Origin of the sequence: Geodermatophilus sp. Leaf369, assembly GCF_001424455.1 — a bacterium.
Lineage (GTDB): Bacteria > Actinomycetota > Actinomycetes > Mycobacteriales > Geodermatophilaceae > Klenkia.
Genome location: NZ_LMQA01000001.1, coordinates 89223 through 112101, shown reverse-complemented (window position 1 = coordinate 112101; position 22879 = coordinate 89223). Strand labels below are relative to the sequence as shown.

The 22879-nt window shown below is 74.1% G+C and carries 22 protein-coding genes; 21 read left to right on the top strand and 1 reads right to left on the bottom strand.

Going from position 1 to position 22879, the window contains the following annotated elements; genetic code table 11:
• Window positions 1-53 precede the first annotated feature (53 nt).
• Genes alaS through nusB form a run of 12 tightly spaced genes read left to right on the top strand, consistent with a single transcriptional unit; the run spans window position 54 to window position 11759 of the window.
• Entirely contained in the window at window positions 54-2723 is a 2670-nt protein-coding gene (gene alaS / locus ASG36_RS00535) for an alanine--tRNA ligase (RefSeq protein ID WP_055758034.1), read from the top strand.
• Window positions 2720-3214, top strand: coding sequence for a Holliday junction resolvase RuvX (gene ruvX, locus ASG36_RS00530; protein WP_055758030.1), 495 nt, complete (start codon window positions 2720-2722; stop codon window positions 3212-3214). Before alaS ends, ruvX begins: the two co-directional genes overlap by 4 nt.
• Entirely contained in the window at window positions 3211-5007 is a 1797-nt protein-coding gene (mltG, locus tag ASG36_RS00525; protein WP_055758027.1) for an endolytic transglycosylase MltG, read from the top strand. Before ruvX ends, mltG begins: the two co-directional genes overlap by 4 nt.
• Complete coding sequence (locus ASG36_RS00520) at window positions 5004-5810, top strand: shikimate dehydrogenase (protein ID WP_082522690.1); 807 nt, start codon at window positions 5004-5006, stop codon at window positions 5808-5810. Before mltG ends, ASG36_RS00520 begins: the two co-directional genes overlap by 4 nt.
• A gap of 4 nt (window positions 5811-5814) precedes the next feature.
• On the top strand, window positions 5815-6447 hold the full coding sequence (locus tag ASG36_RS00515; RefSeq protein ID WP_055758019.1) for an A24 family peptidase: 633 nt from the start codon (window positions 5815-5817) through the stop codon (window positions 6445-6447).
• A 36-nt stretch (window positions 6448-6483) separates the two neighbouring features.
• Window positions 6484-7665: a chorismate synthase gene (aroC, locus tag ASG36_RS00510; protein ID WP_055758017.1), complete on the top strand. Its 1182-nt coding sequence runs from the start codon at window positions 6484-6486 to the stop codon at window positions 7663-7665.
• Window positions 7662-8204, top strand: coding sequence for a shikimate kinase (locus ASG36_RS00505; protein WP_055758014.1), 543 nt, complete (start codon window positions 7662-7664; stop codon window positions 8202-8204). The genes aroC and ASG36_RS00505 overlap by 4 nt, the downstream gene beginning before the upstream one ends.
• Window positions 8201-9277 carry a 3-dehydroquinate synthase gene (aroB, locus tag ASG36_RS00500; protein WP_055758011.1) on the top strand — a complete coding sequence of 359 codons (1077 nt, stop codon included), beginning with the start codon at window positions 8201-8203 and terminating at the stop codon, window positions 9275-9277. The genes ASG36_RS00505 and aroB overlap by 4 nt, the downstream gene beginning before the upstream one ends.
• Window positions 9274-9708, top strand: a complete 435-nt coding sequence (gene aroQ / locus ASG36_RS00495; protein ID WP_055758009.1) for a type II 3-dehydroquinate dehydratase — start codon at window positions 9274-9276, stop codon at window positions 9706-9708. Before aroB ends, aroQ begins: the two co-directional genes overlap by 4 nt.
• On the top strand, window positions 9708-10787 hold the full coding sequence (locus ASG36_RS00490; protein ID WP_055758006.1) for a Xaa-Pro peptidase family protein: 1080 nt from the start codon (window positions 9708-9710) through the stop codon (window positions 10785-10787). Before aroQ ends, ASG36_RS00490 begins: the two co-directional genes overlap by 1 nt.
• On the top strand, window positions 10788-11348 hold the full coding sequence (efp, locus tag ASG36_RS00485) for an elongation factor P (protein ID WP_055758002.1): 561 nt from the start codon (window positions 10788-10790) through the stop codon (window positions 11346-11348).
• A 3-nt stretch (window positions 11349-11351) separates the two neighbouring features.
• Complete coding sequence (gene nusB, locus ASG36_RS00480; protein WP_055758000.1) at window positions 11352-11759, top strand: transcription antitermination factor NusB; 408 nt, start codon at window positions 11352-11354, stop codon at window positions 11757-11759.
• Window positions 11760-11813: 54 nt separating this feature from the next.
• On the opposite strand, the gene ASG36_RS00475 is transcribed toward nusB, so the two are convergent.
• A complete protein-coding gene (locus ASG36_RS00475; protein WP_082522689.1) occupies window positions 11814-12359 on the bottom strand; it encodes a transcriptional regulator in 546 nt (181 codons plus the stop codon).
• Between the two features lie 225 nt (window positions 12360-12584).
• Between ASG36_RS00475 and pyrR the strand changes: the two genes are divergently transcribed.
• Genes pyrR through ASG36_RS21685 form a run of 9 tightly spaced genes read left to right on the top strand, consistent with a single transcriptional unit; the run spans window position 12585 to window position 22847 of the window.
• Window positions 12585-13181, top strand: a complete 597-nt coding sequence (pyrR, locus tag ASG36_RS00470) for a bifunctional pyr operon transcriptional regulator/uracil phosphoribosyltransferase PyrR (protein ID WP_055757997.1) — start codon at window positions 12585-12587, stop codon at window positions 13179-13181.
• Window positions 13178-14095: an aspartate carbamoyltransferase catalytic subunit gene (locus tag ASG36_RS00465; RefSeq protein WP_055757995.1), complete on the top strand. Its 918-nt coding sequence runs from the start codon at window positions 13178-13180 to the stop codon at window positions 14093-14095. The genes pyrR and ASG36_RS00465 overlap by 4 nt, the downstream gene beginning before the upstream one ends.
• A complete protein-coding gene (locus ASG36_RS00460) occupies window positions 14092-15375 on the top strand; it encodes a dihydroorotase (RefSeq protein ID WP_055757992.1) in 1284 nt (427 codons plus the stop codon). The genes ASG36_RS00465 and ASG36_RS00460 overlap by 4 nt, the downstream gene beginning before the upstream one ends.
• Window positions 15372-16487 (top strand): glutamine-hydrolyzing carbamoyl-phosphate synthase small subunit, encoded by a 1116-nt coding sequence (gene carA / locus ASG36_RS00455; RefSeq protein ID WP_055757989.1) that lies wholly within the window; start codon window positions 15372-15374, stop codon window positions 16485-16487. The genes ASG36_RS00460 and carA overlap by 4 nt, the downstream gene beginning before the upstream one ends.
• Window positions 16474-19794, top strand: coding sequence for a carbamoyl-phosphate synthase large subunit (gene carB / locus ASG36_RS00450; protein ID WP_055757985.1), 3321 nt, complete (start codon window positions 16474-16476; stop codon window positions 19792-19794). The genes carA and carB overlap by 14 nt, the downstream gene beginning before the upstream one ends.
• Entirely contained in the window at window positions 19791-20750 is a 960-nt protein-coding gene (locus ASG36_RS00445) for a dihydroorotate dehydrogenase electron transfer subunit (RefSeq protein WP_235494449.1), read from the top strand. The genes carB and ASG36_RS00445 overlap by 4 nt, the downstream gene beginning before the upstream one ends.
• Window positions 20747-21745 carry a dihydroorotate dehydrogenase gene (locus ASG36_RS00440; protein WP_235494447.1) on the top strand — a complete coding sequence of 333 codons (999 nt, stop codon included), beginning with the start codon at window positions 20747-20749 and terminating at the stop codon, window positions 21743-21745. The genes ASG36_RS00445 and ASG36_RS00440 overlap by 4 nt, the downstream gene beginning before the upstream one ends.
• Window positions 21742-22572: an orotidine-5'-phosphate decarboxylase gene (gene pyrF, locus ASG36_RS00435; RefSeq protein WP_055757983.1), complete on the top strand. Its 831-nt coding sequence runs from the start codon at window positions 21742-21744 to the stop codon at window positions 22570-22572. Before ASG36_RS00440 ends, pyrF begins: the two co-directional genes overlap by 4 nt.
• On the top strand, window positions 22569-22847 hold the full coding sequence (locus ASG36_RS21685) for a hypothetical protein (RefSeq protein ID WP_055757980.1): 279 nt from the start codon (window positions 22569-22571) through the stop codon (window positions 22845-22847). Before pyrF ends, ASG36_RS21685 begins: the two co-directional genes overlap by 4 nt.
• Window positions 22848-22879 lie beyond the last annotated feature (32 nt).

Here is a 22879-nt window from a genome sequence, read left to right as displayed (position 1 = left end):
CACCCCCGGCCCCGCACCTCCGCGCGGGCCCACCCCCACGAGATGAAGCAGAGATGAAGACCGCCGAGATCCGCCGCCGTTTCCTGGAGCACTTCGAGAAGCGCGGGCACACCGTCGTCCCCAGTGCCTCGCTGGTCTCCCCGGACCCCTCGCTGCTGTTCACCGTGGCCGGGATGGTGCCCTTCATCCCGTACCTGACCGGTCGCGAGCCCGCCCCCTACCCGCGGGCGACCAGCGTGCAGAAGTGCGTGCGCACCCTCGACATCGAGGAGGTCGGCAAGACCACCCGGCACGGCACGTTCTTCCAGATGAACGGCAACTTCTCCTTCGGCGACTACTTCAAGGAAGGCGCCATCGAGGCGGCGTGGGCGCTGCTCACCTCCTCCGTCGACGACGGCGGGCTCGGCTTCGACCCCGAGCGGCTCTGGGTGACCGTCTACCTCGACGACGACGAGGCGGCCGAGGCGTGGGCGCGGCTCACCGGGCTGCCCGCCGAGCGGATCCAGCGGCTGGGCAAGGAGAGCAACTACTGGTCCACCGGCGCGGCCGGCCCGGCCGGGCCGTGCTCGGAGATCTTCTTCGACCGTGGTCCCGAGCACGGCCCCGACGGCGGGCCGCTGGTCGACGAGGGCGGGGACCGGTTCGTCGAGATCTGGAACCTGGTCTTCATGCAGTACGAGCGGGGCGACGGCGAGGGCAAGGACTTCCCGATCCTCGGCGACCTGCCGAAGAAGAACATCGACACCGGCATGGGCCTGGAGCGGGTCGCCTTCCTCCTGCAGGGCGTCGACAACATGTACGAGATCGACGAGGTCTCCCCGGTGCTGCGCCGGGCCGCCGAGCTCGCGGGCGTGACCTACGGTGCCGACCACGACACCGACGTGCGGCTGCGTGTGGTCGCCGACCACGTCCGGTCGGGCCTGATGGTCATCGGCGACGGGATCACCCCGGGCAACGAGGGCCGCGGGTACATCCTGCGCCGCCTGCTGCGCCGCGCGGTCTACTCCATGCGGGTGCTCGGGGTCGACGAGCCGGTGCTGCCCACCCTGCTGCCGGTCAGCCGGGACGCGATGAGCCCCAGCTACCCCGACCTCGCCACCGACTTCGACCGCATCGCCTCGGTGGCCTACGCCGAGGAGGAGGCGTTCCGCCGCACCCTGGTCTCGGGCACCACGCTGCTGGAGACCGCGGTCGCGTCGGCCCGGTCGGCCGGCACCACCCAGCTCACCGGTCCGCAGGCGTTCAGCCTGCACGACACCTACGGCTTCCCGATCGACCTGACCCTGGAGATGGCCGCCGAGCAGGGGGTCACCGTCGACGAGTCCGGGTTCCGCGCGCTGATGACCGAGCAGCGCGACCGCGCCCGGGCCGACGCCCGCGCCAAGCGCAGCGGGGGCGCCGACGTGTCGGCGTACCAGGAGCTGCTCGGCCTGCACGGGCCCACCGACTGGCGGGCCTACGACACCCTGACCACCACCTCCCGGGTGCTCGGCCTGGTCGGGGACACCCCGGTCGCCGGCCCGGGTGAGCTGACCCGCGTCGTGCTGGACAGCACGCCCTTCTACGCCGAGTCCGGTGGCCAGGTCGCCGACGCCGGCCACCTGGTCTGGGACGGCGGACGGGCCGAGGTCGTCGACGTGCAGCGCCCCGTCAAGGGCCTGGTCGTGCACCAGGTGCGGGTGCTGGAGGGGGAGCTGCGCGAGGGCGTCGAGCTCACCGCCGAGGTCGACCTGGAGTGGCGCCGTTCGGCGTGCCAGGCGCACTCGGGCACCCACGTGGTGCACGCCGCGCTGCGCCGGGTGCTCGGCCCGCAGGCGCTGCAGGCGGGTTCTTACAACCGGCCGGGCTACCTGCGGCTGGACTTCGCCTGGCAGGGCGCGCTGTCCACCCAGCAGCGCGGCGACATCGAGGAGGTCGCCAACGCCGCGGTCCGGGAGGACCAGGCCGTGCGAGCGCTGTGGATGACGCTGCCCGAGGCCCGTGAGTTCGGCGCGCTCGCCCTGTTCGGCGAGACCTACGGCGAGCAGGTCCGGGTCGTGGAGATCGGCGGCGAGTGGTCGCGCGAGCTCTGCGGTGGCACCCACGTGCGTGGCAGCGCCCAGATCGGCCCCCTGGCGCTGACCGGGGAGAGCTCGGTCGGGTCGGGTTCCCGACGCGTCGAGGCCGTCGTCGGCATCGAGGGCTTCCGCTACCTGGCCCGCGAGCGGGACCTGGTCCGTCAGCTGTCCGACCTGCTCAAGACGCCGCAGGACGGGCTCCTCGACCGGGTCGGCAGCATGCTCGCCCGGCAGCGGGACGCCGACAAGGAGCTCGCCGACCTGCGCGGTGCCCAGACCCTGGCCGCGGCCGGCGACCTGGCCGGCACCGCCCGCGACGTCGGTGGCGTCCAGCTCGTCACCGGGTCGCCTGCCGGCCTGGCCGGGGGCGACCTCCGCACGCTCGTGCTCGACGTCCGCGGGCGGCTGGGCGCCGAGCGGCCGGCGGCGGTGGTGCTGGCCTCGGAGAACGACGGCAAGGTCGCCCTGGTCGCGGCGGTCAACCCTGCGGCGCAGGAGCGCGGCGTGTCGGCCAGCGACCTGCTCAAGGCCGCGGCGGGTCCGGTCGGGGGCCGCGGGGGCGGCAAGCCCGACGTGGCCCAGGGCGGCGGCACCGACCCCGCCGGCATCCCGGCCGCACTGACCGCCGTCGAGCAGGCCGTGGGCACGGCCGCCGCCTCCGCGTGACGGCTCCCGACGGCGCCGGGTCGGCGGCGGGCTTCCTGCCCGGCCGTCGGCTCGGCATCGACGTCGGCACCGTGCGGGTGGGCGTGGCGATGTCGGACGCCACCGGGTTCCTGGCCAGCCCGTTGCAGACCCTGCACCGGGCCAAGAACGAGGCCGACCTGGACCGGATTGCCGCGCTCGTGGTGGAACACGAGGTGGTGGAGGTGGTCGTGGGGGACCCGAGGCACCTGTCCGGTGCGTCCGGGGCCTCTGCCGCAGACGCCGGCGCCTACGCTGGTTCACTGGCCGCGCGCATCGGGGACGTCCCGGTGCGCCTCGTCGACGAAAGGCTCTCCACCGTGACCGCAGCCAGTCATCTGCGTGCCGGCGGCATCGACGCCCGTCGGCAACGCTCGGTGATCGACCAGGCGGCCGCCGTGGTCATCCTGCAGAGCCACCTCGACCGAGCACGAGCTGCGGGCAGCGCCGCGGCCGGGCGGCGCCACACGTGAGCGACCCGACCGACCGTCCGAGTCGCCGCGGACGCCACACCACCGGTGAGGGCGGCACGTCGGCCGCGGACTTCCTCGCCAGCTACCACACCGGCGAGTTCGCCGCGATCACCGACGAGCAGCCCACCGGCCCGGTCGCCGGTCAGTCCCGGGCCGAGCGCCGCCGGGCCGCCGAGGAGGCCGAGGCCGCCCGCCGCGCCGAGGAGCGTGCGCAGCTCGCCGCCCTCCGCGACGACGAGGACGACCAGGTCACCCGGCGCACCCCGCTGTCCGCGCCGGCCACCACCGAGCTGCCCGCGCCCCCGGCCGGCGGCATCCGGGCCACCCCGCCGGCCGCCCGGTCGGTGGCGTCCCGTCCGGCGCCGTCGTCCCTCCCCGCGCTGATCCTGGGCGCCTCGCGCAGCGACACCGGAGGCGTCGGTGGCCGCGGCCCCGAGCTGTACGACCAGGAGCGCGACCCGCTCCCGGTGGAGGACCCCGACGCCGACACCGGCCGGGTCCTGACGGACGAGGCCCCAGCAGCCCCGGAGCCGGCGGCCGTCGTCCACCACGACCACCACGCGGACGACCACGCCGACCACCACGCCGATGACCACGGCCACGCAGACCACGACGAGCCGCCCGCGCACCCGGCCTGGGACCAGACCGGTGGCCTGGACGTCATCGGCGCCGACGCCGAGGAGGAGCGCGGCCGCCGGGGCCGGAAGGCCCGCGCCCGCGCCGGGAAGACCCGCAAGCGCCGTGCCCGTCGGCCGATCACCATCGTGGTCTCCCTGCTCGTGCTGGCCGGGATCGTCGGCGGCATCGTCGTCGGGGGCCAGTGGCTGTTCACGAAGATCAACCCCGTCGCCGAGGACTACACCGGCCAGGGCACCGGCGACGTGCAGGTCCGGGTCGCCACGGGTGACTCGCTCACCGCCATCGGCCGCACCCTGGTCGAGGCCGACGTGATCGCCTCCACCGGCCCCTTCGTCGACGCCGCGCAGGCCAACCCGGCGTCCACCGGCATCCAGCCCGGCGTCTACGGCATGCGGCTGCAGATGAGCGGCCAGGCGGCGCTCGACCTGCTGCTGGCCCCGGACACCCGGTTGTTCTCCCGGGTCACCATCCCCGAGGGGTACACGGTCACCCAGGTGCTGGACCGGCTCAGCGAGTCCACCGACACCCCGATCGCCGACCTGCAGGCCGCTGCGGCCGACACCGCGAGCCTGGGCCTGCCGAGCTGGTCGACCGGCCAGCTCGAGGGCTTCCTCTACCCGGCCACCTACGACTTCGAGCCCGAGACCACGCCCACGGAGATGCTGCAGCGGATGGTCGCTCAGTTCACCCAGGAGACGGCCTCGATCGACTTCGAGAACCGGGCCGCGGCGATCGGCCGCACGCCCTACGAGGTGCTCACGATCGCCTCGATGATCCAGTCCGAGACCCTGCAGGACGCCGAGCGGGTGGACGTCTCCCAGGTCATCTACAACCGGTTGGCGCAGGGCATCCCGCTGGGCATCGACGCCACCACCGCCTACGGACTGGGCAAGAACGGCAACGACCTGACCACCGCGGACCTGCAGAGCGACAACCCGTTCAACACCCGCAACCGGTTGGGTCTGCCGCCGACCCCGATCAGCTCCCCGGGCGCGCCGAGCCTGGAGGCCGCGTTGGCCCCCAGTACCGGTGACCTGCTCTTCTACGTCCTCGAGGACGCGGAGGGCAACCACTTCTTCACCAACAACATCGACGACTTCAACGCCGCCCGGCAGCGCTGTGCCGACGCCGGTCTCGGCTGCGGAGCCGGGTGAACCGGGCCGCCGTCCTCGGTCGCCCCATCGGTCACTCGCTGTCCCCGGTGCTGCACCGGGCCGCCCACGCCGCCCTCGGGCTGACCGACTGGACCTACGAGGCGCTCGACCTGGGGGCTGACGAGCTGCCGGTGCTGCTGGCCGGGCTCGACGACGAGTGGCGCGGCTTCTCGGTCACCATGCCGTGCAAGCAGGCCGCCGCCGCGGTCGCCGACGAGTCCGACGCGTTGCCCCGGCTGCTCGGGGCGGCCAACACCCTCGTGCGCACCCCCACCGGCTGGCGGGCGGAGAACACCGACGTCACCGGGGTCGGCATGGCCCTGCAGCTGGCCGGCGTCGAGCAGGTGGACCACGCCGCGGTACTGGGCGGCGGCGGGACCGCGGCAGCCGCCGCGGTCGCGCTGGCCAGCCTGGGCGCCCAGACCGTGGACGTCGTCGTCCGCGATGCCGAGCGGGCGGCCGGGGTGCTGCACGTGCTGGACGCCCTGGAGGTCACCGGCCGGGTCCGGCTCTTCGCCGACACCCCCGAGGTCGCCGCCCCGGTGGTGGTCAGCACCGTCCCGGTCGACGGGCAGACCACGGTCGCCGGGCTGCACTGGACGGCCGGCCAGACCGTGCTCGACGTGCTCTACGCAGGCTGGCCCACCCCGCTGGCCTCGGCGGTGCAGGCGGCCGGTGGCACCCCCGTACACGGCATCGAGGTGCTCTTCTGGCAGGCCACCGTGCAGGTGGAGCTCATCACCGGCCGGCCCGCCCCGATCGAGGCCATGCGCACCGCGCTCGACGCGGTCCTCGCCCGCTAGACCGGTGCTGGCGGCCGCGGCGGCCCTGCTGGGGCTCGCACTGGGTCCCCGGCTCGCCCGGGCCACCGTCCGGCTCGCCCGGCGCGGCCCGGCGGTCTCCCGCCGCCGGGTCGTGGTCACGGCCGCCGGCGTCGCCGCTGCGCTCGCCGGGGCGGCAGCCACCACCGGCACCCGACCGGCGCTGGTCGGCGTGCTGTGGGTGGCGGGGGCCGCGGTCGTGCTCGCCGGGGTCGACCTCGCCGTGCACCGGCTCCCCGACGTCGTCACCGGGCCCGCGGTGGGCGTGCTGCTGGTCGCGTTCGTCGTGGACGCCGCGGTCGAGGGCGGCTGGTCCGATCTGGGCCGGGCTGCCGCGGCCGCCGGGATCGCGTTCGGGGTCGCGGCGCTGGCCCGGCTCGCAGCGCCGTCCGGGCTGGGGTTCGGCGACGTCAAGCTGCTCGGGCTGCTGGGGCTGCTGCTCGGCTGGCGGGGGTGGGACGTGCTCGTGCTCGGGGTGTTCCTCGGGCTGCTGGTCGGCGCCGTCGTCAGCCTGGTGCTGCTGGCCTCCCGACGGGCCGGCTGGCGCACCGCGATCCCGTTCGGCCCGCCGCTGCTGGTGGGCGCGGCAGCGGCCTGGGCGGTGGCCGGGCCGCTGTAGTCAGGACCGTCGTACCCGGCTGGCAGACTCACCCCCATGTTGCGCTGGTTGACCGCTGGTGAGTCGCACGGTCCGCAGCTCACCGCCATCCTGGAGGGGCTCCCGGCGGGGGTGGAGGTGCAGACCTCCGACCTCGACCACCAGCTGGCCCGGCGTCGGCTCGGCCACGGCCGCGGCGCCCGGATGAGCTTCGAGACCGACACCGTCACCCTCACCGGGGGCGTCCGGCACGGCCGCACCCAGGGCGGGCCGATCGCCGTGCAGGTCGGCAACACCGAGTGGCCCAAGTGGCAGACCGTGATGGCCGCCGACCCGGTCGACGCCGAGGTGCTCGCCGGGCAGGCCCGCAACGCCCCGCTCACCCGGCCCCGCCCCGGTCACGCCGACCTGGCCGGCATGCAGAAGTACGGCTTCGACGACGCCCGACCGGTGCTGGAGCGGGCCAGCGCCCGGGAGACCGCCGCCCGGGTGGCGCTGGGCACCGTGGCGCGCGCGTTCCTGGAGCAGGCCCTCGGCGTCCACGTGGTCAGCCACGTGGTGGGCATCGGCCCGGTGACCGTCCCCGACGGCGTGCTGCCCGGCGCCGACGACAACGAGCGGATCGACGCCGACCCGGTGCGCTGCGCCGACCCCGACACCTCGGGCCTGATGGTCGCCGAGGTCGACGACGCCCGGAAGACCGGCGACACCCTCGGCGGCGTCATCGAGGTCGTGGTCCACGGCCTGCCGCCGGGCCTGGGCAGCCACGTGCACTGGGACCGTCGGCTGGACTCCCGGTTGGCCGGTGCGCTCATGGGCGTGCAGTCGGTCAAGGCCGTCGAGGTCGGGGACGGCCTGGAGACCGCGCGCCGCCGCGGCTCGGTCGCCCACGACGAGATCGAGCTGACCGGGGACCGCGCCGTCCGCCGCCGCACCGACCGCGCCGGGGGCATCGAGGGCGGGATGACCAACGGCGAGGTGCTGCGGGTCCGTGCCGCGATGAAGCCGATCAGCACCGTGCCCCGCGCGCTGGACACCGTGGACACCGCCAGCGGCGAGGCCGCGGTGGCGATCAACCAGCGCAGCGACGCCTGCGCGGTGCCCCGCGGCTCGGTCGTGATGGAGGCGATGGTGGCCTTGGTGCTGGCCGACGCCGTGCTGGAGAAGTTCGGCGGCGACTCGGTCGCCGAGACCCGGCGCAACGTCACCGGCTACCTCGACGCGCTGACCTGGCGGTGAGCACACCGGGTACCGGGTTGGTGGTCCTCGTCGGGCCGCCCTCGTCGGGCAAGACCACGGTGGGGACGGCGCTGGCCCAGCGGCTGGGCGTGGTGTTCCGGGACACCGACCACGACGTCGAGGCCGAGGCCGGCACGACGATCGCCGACCTGTTCGTCACCCAGGGCGAGCCGCACTTCCGCGCCTTGGAGGAGCGGGCGGTCGCCCGCGCGCTGGCCGAGCACACCGGGGTCCTCGCCCTCGGGGGCGGCGCGGTGCTCAGCGCGCACACCCGGGCGCTGCTGGTCGACCTCGTCGCCGAGGGCGTCACCGTGGTCTGGCTGGACGTCGACCTGCCCTCGGCCGCCCAGCGGGTCGGCCTGAGCCGTGACCGGCCGATCCTGGGCATCAACCCGCGGCAGATGCTGCGCCAGATGCTGGAGACCCGGGCGCCGCTCTACACCGAGGTCTCCACGCTGCACGTGCGCACCGGCGGCCGGACCGTCGAGGACGTCGTCGCCGACGTGCTCGCCGGGGTGGGCCAGGAGAGCGCGCCGTGACCGAGCTGCAGCGGATCACCGTGGCCGGCCCGGTGCCCTACGAGGTCGTCATCGGCCCCGGGGCCACCGCCGAGCTCGCCCTCCTCACCGGGGGCGCGATCGCCGGGGCCACCCGGGCCGCCGTGGTGCACACCGCGTCGCTCGCGGCGGTGGCCGGCGGGGTCGTCGAGACCCTGCAGCAGGCCGGGCTGGCCGCCGAGGCGCTGGTGGTGCCCGACGGCGAGCAGGCCAAGACCGCCGGGGTCGCGGCGGGTCTCTGGGCCGAGCTCGGCCGGCTCGGGCTGACCCGCTCCGACGTCGTCGTCGGGGTCGGCGGGGGAGCGGTCACCGACCTGGCCGGCTTCGTCGCGGCCACCTGGCTGCGCGGTGTCCGGGTGGTGCAGGTGCCCACCAGCCTGCTGGGGATGGTCGACGCCGCCGTGGGGGGCAAGACCGGGATCAACACCGCGGCCGGCAAGAACCTGGTCGGTGCCTTCCACCCGCCGGTCGCCGTGCTGATCGACACCGACACCCTCGACGGCCTCCCGGAGGAGGAGTTCCGGTCCGGGCTCGCCGAGGTGGTCAAGTGCGGGTTCATCGCCGACGCCGCGGTGCTCGACCTGCTCACCGCCGACCCCACCGGCCGGTCCTCGACCACCGAGCTCATCGCCCGCGCCGTGCAGGTGAAGGCCGACGCGGTGGGCGAGGACCTCTACGACACCGGCCGCCGGGAGTTCCTCAACTACGGCCACACGCTGGCCCACGCCATCGAGAAGGTGGAGGACTTCGGCTGGCGGCACGGCGACGCGGTCGCCGTGGGCCTGGTCTTCGCCGCCGAGCTCGGTGCCGCGGCGGGGCGGTTGTCCCGGGCCGAGGCCGACCGGCACCGCGACCTGGTGGCCGCGATGGGCCTGCCGGTGACCTACGCCGGGGACTTCGCCGAGCTGCGCGCCGTGATGGCCGTGGACAAGAAGTCCCGCGGGTCGAGCCTGCGGTTCGTGGTGCTCGACGGGCTCGGCCGACCGGGCATCCTCACCGACCCCGACGAGGCCTGGCTGCGGACAGCCTGGGCAGCAGTGGAGCAGAGCGCATGAGCATCGTCGTCCTCAACGGCGCCAACCTGGGGCGCCTGGGCACCCGGGAGCCGGAGAAGTACGGCTCGACCACCTACGCCGACCTGGTCGCCCGGATCGAGGCGGTCGCCGCCGAGCTGGGGCAGGACGTCGCCGTCCGGCAGACCGACAGCGAGGCCGAGCTGCTCGGCTGGGTGCACCAGGCCGCCGACACCGGCACCGCCGTGGTGGTCAACGCCGCCGGCTGGACGCACACCTCGGTCGTGCTGCGCGACGCGCTCGCCCAGGTCGACGCCCCGGTCGTCGAGGTGCACATCACCAACGTGCACGCCCGCGAGCCCTTCCGGCACCACTCCTACGTCTCCGCCGTCGCCGACGGGGTGATCGCCGGGCTCGGTGTCTTCGGCTACGAGGCGGCGCTGCGCTACCTGGCCGAGAAGGGGGTGCGGTGATGGACCACGCCGGACGGCGCGACCGGCTGAAGGCCCGGGCCGCGGAGGCCGGACTGGACGCCGTGCTGGTCACCAACCTGCTCAACGTCCGGTACCTGACCGGCTTCACCGGCTCCAACGGAGCGCTGCTGGTGCGCACCGACGGGGCCGACCTCTTCGGCACCGACGGCCGGTACACCACCCAGGCCGGCACGCAGGTGCCCGACGTCGAGCTGCTGGTCGACCGGGGCACGGTCGGCGCGTTGGCCCGCGCGGCCGCCGGCACCGGCCGCTTGGGGTACGAGTCGCACGAGGTCACCGTCGACGGACTGCGCGCCCTGGAGCAGTCGCTCGAGGGGAGCAGCACCGAGCTGGTCAGCGTCCGCCGTGCGGTCGAGGCGCTGCGCGCGGTCAAGGACGACGACGAGGTCGACGCGCTGCGCCGGGCCTGCACCGTGGCCGACCAGGCGCTGGCCGAGCTCGCCGCCGAGGGCGCGCTGCGCCCGGGCCGCACCGAGCTCGCCGTCGGCCGCGACCTGGACGCCCGGATGCTGGCCCTGGGGGCGGAGGCGCCGTCCTTCGAGACGATCGTGGCCGCCGGAGCCAACTCCGCGATCCCGCACCACCGGCCCGACGGCACCGAGCTGCGCGGCGGGGACTTCCTCAAGCTGGACTTCGGCGCCACCGTCGACGGCTACCACTCCGACATGACCCGCACCCTGGTGCTGGGCCACGCCGCCGACTGGCAGGTCGAGGTCTACGAGCTGGTGGCGGCCTCCCAGGCGGCCGGGCGGGCAGCGCTGGGCGTCGGTGTCGAGGTCACCGCGGTGGACGCCGCATCTCGCGACGTCATCGTCGCGGCCGGCCACGGGGAGCACTTCACCCACGGCCTGGGGCACGGGGTGGGGCTGGAGATCCACGAGGCTCCGGGCATCTCGGCGCTGGGCGCGGGTAGTCTGGCCGCCGGCATGGCCGTCACCGTGGAACCCGGTGTGTACCTCCCCGGTCACGGGGGTGTCCGGATCGAGGACACCCTGATCGTGGCTGATGGCGCGGCCGACCTCCTGACCCTCACGAGCAAGGAACTGCTGGTCCTCTAGATGGCAACCACCAACGACCTCAAGAACGGCATCGTCCTCAAGCTGGACGGTCAGCTGTGGACCGTCACCGACTTCCAGCACGTGAAGCCGGGCAAGGGCGGCGCCTTCGTGCGCACGACCCTGAAGAACGTGCTGAGCGGCAAGGTCGTCGACAAGACGTTCAACGCCGGCCTGAAGGTCGAGACGGCCACCGTCGACAAGCGGACGATGACCTACCTCTACCAGGACGGCGCCGACTACGTCTTCATGGACGGCGACACCTTCGACCAGATCCCGGTCTCCGCGGCCACCCTGGGCAGCGCCTCGGACTACCTGCTGGAGAACACCGAGGCCATGGTCGCCGTGCACGAGGGCGTCCCGCTGTTCGTCGAGCTGCCGGTCACGATGGAGCTCGTCGTCCAGCACACCGACCCGGGCCTGCAGGGCGACCGCTCCACCGGGGGCACCAAGCCCGCGACCCTGGAGACCGGTGCCGAGATCCAGGTGCCGCTGTTCGTCACCACCGGTGAGAAGCTCAAGGTCGACACCCGCGACGGCCGGTACCTCGGCCGGGTCAGCTGACCTGTGGCTGCCCGCTCCAAGGCCCGCAAGCGCGCGGTCGACGTGCTCTACGAGGCCGACCTGCGCAGCAGGGACGTCATCGAGCTGCTGCGTGAGCGCGTCGCCGACAGCAACCCGCCGGTCTCCGAGCACGCCGTCCGGCTGGTCGAGGGCGCGCACGAGCACGCCACCGAGATCGACCGGCTGATCGGCGAGCACGCCGACGGCTGGACGCTGGACCGGCTGCCCGACGTCGACCGGGCGATCCTGCGGATGGCGGTCTTCGAGCTGCTCTGGGTGCCTGACGTCCCGGACGCCGTGGTGATCGACGAGGCGGTGGAGCTGGCCAAGGCGCTGTCCACCGACGACTCGTCGTCCTACGTCAACGGCGTGCTCGGCGGCATCATCCGCCGGGAGATCCCCACCGCCTGACCGACGCAGAAGGGCCCCTCCCGCGGTGCGGGAGGGGCCCTTCTGCGTGCGGTGTCAGCGCGGGGAGCGGCGACGCTCCCAGTCCAGCGGCTCGTCCTCCTCCTCGGAGGTGGCGTAGCCGGTGCCGTCGGCGCCGGGGGAGAGCACGCCCCACTCGATGAGCCGGCTGGTGAGCTCGTCGGGGCTCATGTCGTAGATGATCGCCAGCGACTTCAGGTCCTCGGCGCGGATGGACAGCACCTTGCCGTTGTAGTCGTGCCGCTGGGCCTGGATGGTCGAGGCGTAGCGGGCCAGCGGGCCGGCCTCGTCGGCGGGCAACGAGCCCAGCGACTCCAGGTTCAGCACGATCTTGGTGGTCTTGGTGACCGCCGAGCTCGGCCGGGGGTCGGGCAGCAGCTCGGCCACCGGGACGCCGTAGAACACGGCCAGCTCGGAGAGCCGCTGCACGGTCACCGCGCGGTCGCCGCGCTCGTAGGACCCGACGACGACGGCCTTCCAGCGGCCGTGCGACTTGTCCTCGACGCCCTGCAGCGACAGGCCCTGCTGGTTGCGGATCGCCCGCAGTCGGGCGCCCAGCGCCCGCGAGTAGTCGGTGCTCATCGGTGTCCTGCTCACTGGAGATCGGGGGGTCGGTCGTGCTGGTCACGCTGAGTACGGCCTTCTGGTCACGGAGAGTACGCGGTAGCGGGCCTGCGCGACACCGCTACCACCCCGATCGGGGGTGCGTCGTCGGGCGCAGGTCACACCGGGGGGTGCGCTAGCGTGCTCGCCGGACCAGAACCACTCCTTTAACGACCCGTCCCGTGAGGCGGGGAAGGAGGCCTGATGGCCCCGCCATCGACCTTGTCATCCGCCGGCCCCGGCGACCCCCAGCAGCTGCTCTCCGCCGACGACGTCCCCCGCGTGGTGGACCGGATCGCGCACCAGCTCATCGAGCGGGCGGCCAGCTCCACCTCCTCCGGCGACGGCCTCGCCGACCTGGTGCTCATCGGCATCCCCACCCGCGGCGCCCCGCTGGCCCGCCGGCTGGCCGCCCGCATCGAGGCCTTCACCGGCACCGCGGTCGACGTCGGCACCGTGGACATCACCCTCTACCGGGACGACCTGCGCACCCGCGGGGTCCGCGCCCTGGAGGACACCCGGCTGCCCGACGCCGGCATCGACGGCCGGCTCGTGGTGCTCGTGGACGACGTGCTCTTCTCCGGCCGCTCGGTCCGGGCAGCGCTGGACGGGCTGCGCGACGTCGGTCGCCCCCGGGCGGTCCAGCTCGCGGTGCTGGTGGACCGCGGGCACCGGGAACTGCCGATCAAGGCCGACTTCGTCGGGAAGAACGTGCCGACCTCGCGCAGCCAGCAGGTCAGGGTCCGGCTGGCCGAGGTCGACGGCGAGGACGGCGTGACGATCACCGGGGGCGAGCAGTGAAGCGCCACCTGCTGGAGGCCGCCGACCTCGACCGTGCCGACGCCACCCTGGTGCTGGACACCGCCGCACAGATCGAGTCCGCGTTGGCCGGCCGCGAGGTCAAGAAGCTGCCCACGCTGCGCGGCCGCACGGTGGTCAACCTCTTCTTCGAGGACTCCACCCGCACCCGGATCAGCTTCGAGCTGGCCGCCAAGCGGCTCTCCGCCGACGTCATCAACTTCTCCGCCAAGGGCTCCAGCGTCTCCAAGGGCGAGAGCCTCAAGGACACCGCGCTCACCCTGGAGGCGATGGGCGCCGACGGCATCGTCGTCCGGCACGGGGCCTCCGGGGCACCGCACCGGCTGGCCACCTGGGTGGCCGGCAGCGTGGTCAACGCCGGCGACGGCACCCACGAGCACCCCACCCAGGCGCTGCTGGACGCCTACACGATCCGGCAGCGGCTGGGCCGGCTCGAGGGCGTGAAGGTGGTGATCACCGGCGACGTGCTGCACAGCCGGGTGGCCCGCTCCAACGTCTGGCTGCTGCACACCCTGGGCGCCGAGGTCACCCTCGTCGCGCCACCCACGCTGCTCCCGGTCGGCGTCGGGTCCTGGCCGGTCGCTGTGTCCTACGACCTGGACGCCGTGCTGCCCGCCGCCGACGTCGTGATGATGCTGCGCGTGCAGGGCGAGCGGATGAACGCCTCGTTCTTCCCCTCGGCCCGGGAGTACAGCCGCCGCTACGGCCTGGACGCCGAGCGGATGGCCCGCCTCTCCGACGACGCCATCGTCATGCACCCCGGCCCGATGAACCGCGGCATGGAGATCGCCGCGGACGTGGCCGACTCACCCCGCTCGACGATCGTCGAGCAGGTCGGCAACGGCGTCAGCGTGCGCATGGCCGTCCTCTACCTGCTGCTCGGAGGCCCCGCGTGACCGTCCTGCTGAAGAACGTCCGGCCCTACGGCGAGGACGCCGTCGACCTCCTGGTCAAGGACGGCGTCGTCGCCGCGATCGGCGCCGACCTGTCCTCGACCGCGCAGACCATCGACGCCACCGGGCTGATCGCACTGCCCGGCCTGGTCGACCTGCACACCCACCTGCGGGAGCCCGGCCGGGAGGACACCGAGACCGTCCTCACCGGCTCCCGGGCTGCCGCGCTGGGCGGCTACACCGCGGTGCACGCGATGGCCAACACCGACCCGGTCGCCGACACCGCGGGCGTGGTGGAGCAGGTGTGGCGGCTGGGCCAGCAGGCCGGGTTGGTCGACGTCGTCCCGGTCGGGGCGGTGACCGTCGGCCTGGGCGGCACCCAGCTCGCCGAGCTCGGCGCGATGGCCGACAGCGCCGCGACCGTGCGGGTGTTCTCCGACGACGGGAAGTGCGTCTCGGACCCCGCGCTGATGCGCCGCGCCCTGGAGTACGTCAAGGCGCTGGACGGCGTCGTCGCCCAGCACGCCGAGGAGCCCCGGCTGACCGTCGGCGCCCAGATGCACGAGGGCGACCGATCGGCCCGGCTCGGGCTCACCGGGTGGCCCGCGGTCGCCGAGGAGGCGATCATCGCCCGCGACGTCCTGCTCGCCGAGCACGTGGGCGCTCGGCTGCACGTCTGCCACGTCTCGACCGCGGGCTCGGTGGAGCTGATCCGCTGGGCGAAGTCGCGCGGGGTGCAGGTCACCGCCGAGGTCACCCCGCACCACCTGCTCCTCACCGACGCGCAGGCCGAGGGCTACGACGCCACGTTCAAGGTCAACCCGCCGCTGCGCACGGCCGAGGACGTCGCGGCGCTGCGGGCCGGTCTGGCCGACGGCGCGATCGACGCCGTCGCCACCGACCACGCCCCGCACGCCGGTGAGGACAAGGAGTGCGAGTGGGCGGCCGCCCGGCCCGGGATGCTCGGGCTGGAGCAGGCGCTGTCCGTCGTCGTCGACACGATGGTCGACACCGGGCTGCTCACCTGGCGCGAGGTGGCCGACCGGATGTCGGTGCGGCCCGCCGAGATCGGCCGGCTGACCCACCAGGGCCGCCCGATCGCCGTGGGGGAGCCGGCCAACCTGGTGCTGCTCGACCCCACCGCGCGCGCCGTGGTCGACCCGGCCGCGCTGGCCAGCAAGAGCCGCAACAGCCCGTACGCCGGGCGCGAATTGCCCGCCCGCGTGGTGCACACGCTGCTGCGCGGAGAACTGTCGGTGCTCGATGGGAAGGTGCAGAAGTGAGTGAAGCGCTGCTCGTCCTCGAGGACGGCCGGACGTTCCGCGGCGAGTCCTACGGGGCCACCGGGACGACGGTCGGCGAGGCGGTGTTCTCCACCGGGATGACCGGCTACCAGGAGACGCTGACCGACCCCAGCTACCACCGCCAGGTGGTGGTGATGACCGCCCCGCACATCGGCAACACCGGGGTCAACGACGAGGACGACGAGTCCCGCCGCATCTGGGTGGCCGGCTTCGTCGTGCGCGACCCCGCCCGCCGCCCCGCGAACTGGCGGTCCACCGGCACCCTGGACGCCGAGCTGGTCGACAACGGAGTCGTGGGCATCAGCGGGGTGGACACCCGGGCGCTGACCCGGCACCTGCGCGACCGCGGCGCCATGCGGGTGGGCATCTCCACCGAGCTGCTGGACGCCGACGAGCTGCTGGCCCGGGTGCTCGCCGCACCCTCGATGAGCGGCGCGGACCTCGCCCCCGAGGTCACCACCGAGCAGGCCTACGTCGTCCCGGCGGTGGGGGAGCGGAAGTACACGATCGCGGCGCTGGACCTGGGCATCAAGGCCGCCACCCCGCGGCACCTGGCCGAGCTCGGCGTGGAGACCCACGTGCTGCCGGCCACGGCCACCGCCGCCGAGCTGCTGGCCGCCGGCCCCGACGGGGTCTTCCTGTCCAACGGGCCCGGCGACCCGGCGGCCAGCGACTACGCCGTCGACGCCGTCAAGGGCGTGCTCGACGCCCGCCGGCCGCTGTTCGGCATCTGCTTCGGCAACCAGATCCTCGGCCGCGCCCTGGGCCTGGGCACCTACAAGCTGCCCTTCGGCCACCGCGGGCTCAACCAGCCGGTGCTCGACCGGGTCACCGACTCGGTGCGGGTGACCAGCCAGAACCACGGCTTCGCCGTCGACGCCCCGCTCGACCGGGCCTCCGACACCCCCTACGGGCGGGTCGAGGTCAGCCACGTCGGGCTCAACGACCAGGTCGTCGAGGGCCTGCGCTGCCTCGACGTCCCCGCGTTCAGCGTCCAGTTCCACCCCGAGGCCGCCGCCGGCCCGCACGACGCCGCACCGCTCTTCCAGCGCTTCGTGGACATGATGGAGGCCGACCGTGCCCAGGCGTGACGACATCCAGCACGTGATGGTGATCGGCTCCGGGCCGATCGTCATCGGCCAGGCCTGCGAGTTCGACTACTCCGGCACCCAGGCCTGCCGGGTGCTCAAGGCCGAGGGCCTGCGGGTCAGCCTGGTCAACAGCAACCCGGCCACGATCATGACCGACCCCGAGGTCGCCGACGCCACCTACGTGGAGCCGCTGACCCCGGAGTTCGTCGAGAAGGTGATCGCGAAGGAGCGTCCCGACGCGCTGCTGGCCACCCTGGGCGGGCAGACCGCGCTGAACCTCGGGCTCGCGCTGCAGGAGAACGGCGTGCTCGAGCGCTACGGCGTCCGGTTGATCGGGGCCGACGCCGAGGCCATCAACCGGGGCGAGGACCGGCAGCTGTTCAAGGACATCGTCCGCTCCATCGGCGCCGACGCCCCGCGCTCCACGGTCTGCGGCACCGTCGAGGAGGCACTGGCCACCGCCGCCGAGGTCGGCTACCCGGTGGTCATCCGGCCCAGCTTCACCATGGGCGGGCTGGGCTCGGGCTTCGCCACCGACGAGGAGATGCTGCGCCGGATGGCCGGCCACGGCCTGGCCGACTCACCGGTGCACACCGTGCTCGTCGAGGAGTCGGTGCTGGGCTGGAAAGAGTACGAGCTCGAGCTGATGCGCGACCACACCGACAACGTGGTGGTCGTCTGCTCGATCGAGAACATCGACGCGATGGGCGTGCACACCGGTGACTCGGTGACCGTGGCGCCGGCGATGACGCTCACCGACCGCGAGTACCAGCACATGCGCGACGTCGGCATCGCCGTGCTCCGCGCGGTCGGGGTGGACACCGGTGGCTGCAACATCCAGTTCGCGGTCAACCCGGCCGACGGGCGGCTGGTCGTGATCGAGATGAACCCGCGGGTGAGCCGCTCGAGCGCGCTGGCCTCCAAGGCCACCGGGTTCCCGATCGCCAAGATCGCCGCCAAGCTGGCCATCGGCTACACCCTCGACGAGATCACCAACGACATCACCCGGGTCACCCCGGCGGCGTTCGAGCCCACGCTGGACTACGTCGTGGTGAAGATCCCGCGGTTCGCCTTCGAGAAGTTCCCCGGCGCCGACCCCCGGCTGACCACGACGATGAAGAGCGTCGGCGAGGTCATGAGCATGGGCCGCAACTTCACCGAGGCCCTGGGCAAGGCGATGCGGTCCACGGAGACCCCGCAGGTGGGCTTCTGGACCGGCCCCGTGCAGCCCGAGGCCACCGCCGAGGAGCTGGTGGAGCAGCTGCGCACCCCGCTGGACGGTCGGCTGTACGTGGCCGAGCGGGCGCTGGCCGCCGGGGCGAGCGTCGAGGCCGTCGCCGAGGCGTCCGGCTTCGACCCGTGGTTCGTCGATCAGGTGCTGCAGGTGCACGAGATCGGCACCGCCGTGCGCGAGGCGCCCTCGCTCACCCCGGAGCTGCTGCGCCGGGCCAAGCGGCACGGGTTGAGCGACCGGCAGATCGCCTCGCTGCGGCCCGAGCTGGCCGGTGAGGACGGCGTCCGGACGCTGCGGTGGCGGCTGGGCATCCGGCCGGTCTACAAGACCGTGGACACCTGTGCCGCGGAGTTCGAGGCCACGACGCCCTACCACTACTCGACCTACGACGAGGAGACCGAGGTGGCGCCGCGGGAGAAGACCGCGGTGCTGATCCTGGGCTCGGGGCCCAACCGCATCGGGCAGGGCATCGAGTTCGACTACTCGTGCGTGCACGCGGTGATGGCCCTGCAGGACGCCGGCTACGAGGCGGTGATGGTCAACTGCAACCCCGAGACCGTCTCCACCGACTACGACACCGCCGACCGGCTGTACTTCGAGCCGCTCACCTTCGAGGACGTGCTCGAGGTCGTCGAGGCCGAGCGCGCCGCCGGCCCGGTCGCCGGGGTCATCTGCACGCTGGGCGGGCAGACTCCGTTGGCGCTGGCCCAGCGGCTCAAGGACGCCGGTGTGCCGGTGCTGGGCACCGCCCCGGAGGCGATCGACGCCGCCGAGGACCGCGGGGAGTTCTCCCGGGTGCTCGCCGACACCGGGCTGCCCGCCCCCAAGCACGGCACCGCGTTCCGGTTCGACGAGGCCCGGGCCATCGCGGCCTCCATCGGCTACCCGGTGCTCGTGCGGCCCTCCTACGTGCTGGGCGGGCGCGGCATGGAGATCGTCTACGAGGACGCCACGCTGGAGGCCTACCTGGCCAAGGCCACCGACGTCAGCCCCGACCACCCGGTGCTCATCGACCGGTTCCTCGAGGACGCCGTGGAGATCGACGTCGACGCGCTCTACGACGGCACCGAGCTGTACCTCGGCGGGGTCATGGAGCACATCGAGGAGGCCGGCATCCACTCCGGTGACTCCGCGTGCGCGCTGCCCCCGATCACGCTGGGCTCCACCGACCTGCGGGCGATCCGCGCGGCGACGGAGAAGCTGGCCGCCCGGATCGGGGTGCGCGGGCTGATGAACGTGCAGTACGCGCTCAAGGACGACGTGCTCTACGTCCTGGAGGCCAACCCGCGGGCCAGCCGCACGGTGCCGTTCGTGTCCAAGGCGACCGCGGTCCCGCTGGCGAAGGCCGCGGCCAGGATCGCGGTGGGGGAGACGATCGTGCAGCTGCGGGCCGCCGGCGTGCTGCCCGTGCAGGGCGACGGCACCGACACCCCCGACGACGCCCCGATCGCGGTCAAGGAGGCGGTGCTGCCCTTCAACCGGTTCCGCACCGCCGAGGGCCTGGGCGTGGACACCGTGCTGAGCCCGGAGATGAAGTCCACCGGCGAGGTGATGGGCCTCGACGCCGAGTTCGGCACCGCGTTCGCCAAGTCCCAGGCCGCCGCCTACGGCTCGCTGCCCACCGAGGGCACCGTGTTCGTGTCGCTGGCCAACCGGGACAAGCGCTCGGCGGTCTTCCCGGTCAAGCGGCTGGCCGACCTCGGGTTCACCGTGCTGGCCACCGCCGGCACGGCGCAGGTGCTGCGCCGCAACGGGGTCGCCTGCACCGTCGTCGGGAAGTACTCCGACGGGCCGGGCAACGTCGTGGAGGCCATCCTGGCCGGGGAGGTGGACATGGTCGTCAACACCCCGTTCGGCGCCCCGGGCAACTCCGGTCCGCGGCTGGACGGCTACGAGATCCGCACCGCAGCGGTCACCGCCGGCATCCCGTGCATCACCACCGTGCAGGGCATGGCGGCAGCGGTGCAGGGCGTGGAGGCCCTGCGCCGGGGCGACATCGGGGTGCGGAGCCTGCAGGACCTGCACGCCGCCCTGGCGGTCTCGCGGGCCGCGGCGCTTGAGGCCGCCCGGTGACCGACGAGACCTCGACCGGTGAACGGGTGTTGCCCCCGGTGCCCGGCACGGTGCGGGAGAAGCTCGGTCAGCCGGCCCCGCCGCCCGAGCACGACCCGGTCCAGGGGCTGGCCGTGGTGGTCGGCAGCCGGCCGGTCAGTGCCTACACCGAGCTGACCCTGGAGGCGCCGGACATCGCCGACGTCGCCCAGCCCGGGCAGTTCGTCGCCTTCGCCGTCGGTGGGCCCACCTCGGCGATGCTGCTGCGCCGTTCCATCGCGATCGCCGGGGTGGGTGGCGGCCGGTTCTCCGTGGTCGTGTCCGCCCGGGCCGCCGGGTCCACCTGGCTGGCGGGGCTGCGGCCCGGCGACGAGGTCGACGTGGTCGGCCCGCTCGGCCGGCCGTTCCCGCTGCCCGCGCCGGGCACGCCCGCGCTGCTGGTCGGCGGGGGGTACGGCGCGGCCGCCCTGGTCGGGCTGGGCGGGCTGCTGCGCTCGCGCGGGCACGAGGTGGCCGCGGTCGTCGGGGCCGGTGACGAGGCCCGGTTGTGCTCGGTCGACGAGCTCACCGAGGTGGCCGCGCCGTTCGTGGTCACCACCGACGACGGCAGCGTCGGACGCCAGGGGCGGGTGACCGGTCCGGTCGCGGAGCTGGTCAGTGGTGCCGGGGTGGTCTACGCCTGCGGCCCGATGCCGATGCTGGAGGCCGTCGCCGGCCTGGCCACCGACCGGGGCGTGCCGTCCTGGGTGGCGGTCGAGGAGTCGATGGCCTGCGGGATCGGGGTCTGCATGACCTGCGTGCTGCCGGTGGTCGGCGCCGACGGACGCAGCCGGTTCGCCCGGTCCTGCGTGGAGGGCCCGGTCTTCGCCGGGGACCGTGTCCGGTTCCGCGACGTGGGCACGCTGCCCCCCGACGTGGTCGGCGCCGACGCGATGGGCGTGGCCCACACGCCCGCGATCGAGGGGGAGACGCCGTGACCGCCGCATCGGAGCTGGCCGGGTTCGACCTGGAGGCCCCCAGTGTGGACATGCAGGCCTCGATCGGCGGGAGGCCCGTGGTCAGCCCGGTGCTCACCGCCTCGGGCTGCTCGTCCTTCGGCCGGGAGCTCGACCCGTTCTTCGACCTGGCGTCGATCGGGGCGGTGGTGACCAAGTCGGTGCAGCTGCGCCCCCGGTCGGGCCGGGCCACCCCGCGGATGGCCGAGACGCCCAGCGGGATGATCAACTCGATCGGGCTGCAGGGGCCGGGCATCGAGGGCCTGCTGGCCGACGAGCTGCCGTGGTTGGCCGCGCGGGGCGCCCAGGCGTTCGTGTCGATCGCCGGGTCGCGCACCGAGGACTTCGCCGAGCTCGCCGAGCGGCTGCGCGGCGCCCCCGGGGTGCTGGGCCTGGAGGTCAACATCTCCTGCCCGAACGTGGAGAGCCGTGGCGAGGTCTTCGCCTGCAACCCCGACGCCTCGGCCGAGGTGCTCGCCGCGGTGCGCGCGGCCGCCGACCCCGCGCACCCGGTCTACGCCAAGCTCACCCCCGACGTCACCGACATCGTCTCGGTGGCCCGGGCCTGTGCCGATGCCGGCGCCAACGGCCTGTCGATGATCAACACCCTGCTCGGGCTGGTGATCGACACCGACACCATGCGCCCGGTGCTGGGCGGGGTCACCGGCGGGCTGTCCGGCCCGGCGGTCCGGCCGGTGGCCCTGCGCTGCGTGTGGCAGGTGCACCAGGCGCTGCCCAACGTGCCGATCCTGGGCATGGGCGGCATCCGCACCGGTCTGGACGCCCTGCAGTTCGTGCTCGCCGGTGCCGGGGCGGTCTCGGTGGGCACCGCGGTGTTCAACGACCCGTCCGCCCCGGCCCGGATCCACGCCGAGCTGGCCGAGGCGCTGGGGGAGCGGGGCTTCGGCCGGCTCGCCGATGCCATCGGCTACGCCCACCGGGCACCCGAGGAGTCCTCCGGACGGCACGGCCGGTGAGCGCCGCCTTCGGTGCGCGGCTGTCGGCCGTGGTCGCCGAGCGCGGCCCGTTGTGCGTCGGGATCGACCCGCACCGCGAGCTGCTGCTGTCCTGGGGTCTCACCGACGACGTCGACGGGCTGCGCCGGTTCACCGACGCCGTGGTCGACGCGCTCGCCGGGTCGGTCGCGGTGCTCAAGCCCCAGTCGGCGTTCTACGAGCGCCACGGCTCCCGCGGTCTGGCGGTGTTGGAGGACGCCGTGGCTGCGGCCCGGTCGGCCGGGGCGCTGGTGCTCCTGGACGCCAAGCGGGGTGACATCGGCTCGACGATGGCCGGCTACGCCGCGGTGCTCGAGCCGGGCCACCCGCTGCACGTCGACGCGCTCACCGTCAGCCCCTACCTGGGCCCGGACTCCCTGCAGCCGGCGGTCGACGCGGCGCAGCGGCACGGCGGCGGGCTCTACGTGCTGGCCCGCACGTCGAACCCCGATGCGGGCACCTTTCAGCACGCCGTGGTCGAGGGGCGGTCGGTGGCGCAGGCCGTCGTGGACACGGTTTGCCGGTGGAACGGCCCGGCCTCCCGGTCCTGGGGGGCGGAGCTGGGCGCGTGCGGTGTCGTCGTCGGTGCCACCCTGCCCGAGCTCGACGTCGACCTGACCGGTGTCGGCGGCTCGGTGCTGGCACCCGGCCTGGGCGCCCAGGGCGGGACGCCGGAGGACCTGCGGCGGCTCTTCGGTGACACCCAGGCCGTCGTCCCCACCGTCTCGCGGGACGTGCTGGCCGCCGGCCCGGACGTCCCGGGCCTGCGGTCCGCGGCCGCCCGGTGGGCGCACGCCCTGCAGCGGTGACCCGGCTGCGGGTGGCTGCGGCGGTGGGCCTGCTGGTCGTGCTGTCGGGGGTGGCCACGTTCTGGTGGACGAACACCCACCCGTCGGTCTCCTACGCGGGGTCCTATGAGCCGTCGCCGGCCTACGGGAGCACGCTGACCCTGCAGCTCGACGACCCGCCGTTCACGGTCTCCTGGGACACCGGACACCTGGTCGGGCTCGCCCTGCTCGTGACCGGCCTCCTGGTGCTCGCCGGTGTCGCCGGGTTCGCGCTGGGCCGTCGCGGCCGGCCCTGAGGCCCACGCCGGACCGCTGAGCAGGCCGGGGC

Bases quoted from the DNA above. Each gene is read 5' to 3' on its own strand.
- pyrR (WP_055757997.1), top strand. From the start codon at position 12,585: ATGGCCCCGCCATCGACCTTGTCATCCGCCGGCCCCGGCGACCCCCAG.
- ASG36_RS00475 (WP_082522689.1), bottom strand. From the start codon at position 12,359: ATGAGCACCGACTACTCGCGGGCGCTGGGCGCCCGACTGCGGGCGATC.
- efp (WP_055758002.1), top strand. From the start codon at position 10,788: ATGGCAACCACCAACGACCTCAAGAACGGCATCGTCCTCAAGCTGGAC.
- aroQ (WP_055758009.1), top strand. From the start codon at position 9,274: ATGAGCATCGTCGTCCTCAACGGCGCCAACCTGGGGCGCCTGGGCACC.
- aroC (WP_055758017.1), top strand. From the start codon at position 6,484: ATGTTGCGCTGGTTGACCGCTGGTGAGTCGCACGGTCCGCAGCTCACC.
- ASG36_RS00490 (WP_055758006.1), top strand. From the start codon at position 9,708: ATGGACCACGCCGGACGGCGCGACCGGCTGAAGGCCCGGGCCGCGGAG.
- alaS (WP_055758034.1), top strand. From the start codon at position 54: ATGAAGACCGCCGAGATCCGCCGCCGTTTCCTGGAGCACTTCGAGAAG.